Source organism: Corallococcus sp. CA041A, from assembly GCF_003612075.1.
Classification (GTDB): domain Bacteria; phylum Myxococcota; class Myxococcia; order Myxococcales; family Myxococcaceae; genus Corallococcus; species Corallococcus exiguus.
This window is the reverse complement of record NZ_RAWF01000516.1, coordinates 1-1,815: the sequence shown is the minus strand read 5'-3', so window position 1 is coordinate 1,815 and position 1,815 is coordinate 1. Positions and strand designations below refer to the sequence as shown.

General features: G+C 69.3%; 1 protein-coding gene. It reads right to left on the bottom strand.

The annotated features are described in order from the left end of the window. A partial coding sequence (locus D7V77_RS41795) for a condensation domain-containing protein (RefSeq protein ID WP_233597559.1) occupies positions 1 to 1,815 on the bottom strand: 1,815 nt, incomplete at both ends.

The following is a 1,815-nucleotide window of genomic DNA, read 5'->3' as shown; positions in this document are numbered from 1 at the left end:
AGCTGTACTCGAGGAAGCCGGTGAGGCCCTGAGGCACCTCGAAGAGGGTGAGGGCCAAATCGAAGCGAGAGGAGTTGCCCTCCAGGGGAATGGGCTGGAAGGCCATGCCCGGCACGCGCAGGGCTTCTGCGGGCGCGTTCTGCAGGACGAGCATGACTTGGAAGAGCGGGCTGCGGCTCAAGTCACGCGAGGGCTGGAGGACCTCCACCAGCTTCTCGAAGGGGACGTGCTGGTGCTCGTAGGCCCCGAGCGTGGTGGCCTTCACCTGGGAGAGCAGCTGGCGGAAGGAGTCCTCTGGGCGCACGTGGGCGCGCAACACCAGCGTGTTGACGAAGAAGCCGATGAGGCCCTCGGCCTCGGAGTGGGTGCGGCCCGCGATGGGGGAGCCGACGCTGATGTCGTCCTGGCCGGAGTAGCGCGACAGCAGCAGCTGGAAGGCGGAGAGCAGCAGCATGAAGGGAGTAGCGCCCTCCCGCTGAGCCAGGCTGCGAAGGGAGTCCGTCAGCTGCGACGGGAAGTGCACGGGCACCGTGGCACCGCGCCGTGACTGCACTGCTGGACGAGGACGGTCCGTAGGCAGCTCCAGTGCGGCGGGGGCACCGGCCAACTGGCGCTTCCAGTAGCCGAGCTGCGACTCCAGCGGCTCCCCCTGGAGCCACTGGCGCTGCCAGAGGGCGAAGTCCGCGTACCGCACGGGCAGCGGTGGCAGGGAGGGAGCCCGGCCGCCACTGAAGGACTCATAGAGGCTTGCCAGCTCGCGGACGAGGACGCCCATGGACCAGCCGTCGGAGACGATGTGGTGCATCGTCGCGAGGAGGACGTGGGAATCCTCTGAAAGCTTGAGGAGGGCTGTGCGCAGCAAAGGCCCGTGGACGAGGTGGAAGGGCTGCCGGGCCTCACGGGTGGCAAGCCGCAGCGTCTCCGCCTCGCGCGCGGACTCCTCCAGGGAAGAGAGGTCTTCCACCGGGAGCGCCCATGCGGCCGGGGCATGGATGCGCTGGAAGGGCTGGCCCTCCTCCTCGAAGAAGGTGGTGCGCAGCGCTTCGTGCCGCGCCACCAGCGCTTCGAAGGCACGGCGAAGGGCCTCCACGTCCAGCCGGCCCAGGAGGCGCAGCGCGACGGGCAGGTTGTAGGAGGCGTCGTCCGGGGTCAGCTGATCGAGGAACCAGAGGCGCTGCTGAGCGAAGGAGAGAGGCAGGTGGCCTTCGGTGCGCGTGCGCGTCAGGGAGGGCAGACGCGTGCCGGTCGTGGTGCGCTGGAGGCGTTCAGCCAGGGCCGCGATGGTGGGGGCCTCGAAGAGGGCACGAAGCGGCAACTCCACGTCGAGTGCCGCACGCACTCGGGCCACCAACTGCGTGGCGAGCAGCGAGTGGCCACCCAGTTCGAAGAAGTTGTCCGTGCGGCCGACAGTGGGCACGCGAAGCACTTCGCTCCACAGGGCCGCGAGCTTCTCCTCCAGCGGGGTCGCCGGAGCCTCGTAGGCGTGCGAAGCCCGGAGCGCGCTCGCGTCCGGAGCAGGGAGCGCCTTGCGGTCCACCTTGCCGTTGGACGTCAGCGGCAGCACGTCCAGAGGGACGAAGGCCGCGGGCACCATGTACTCAGGCAGGTGCTGCTTGAGGTGCGCGCGGAGAGCCGTGATGTCGAGCGCCTCACCCACGACGTAGGCGACAAGTCGCTTGTCACCCGGAGCATCCTCGCGCGCGAGGACGACGGCGTCCTTCACGGAGGGGGCTGCGCGTAGGGCGTTCTCGACTTCGCCCAGCTCGATGCGGAAGCCGCGCACCTTCACCTGCGCGTCGATGCGGCCGACGAAGT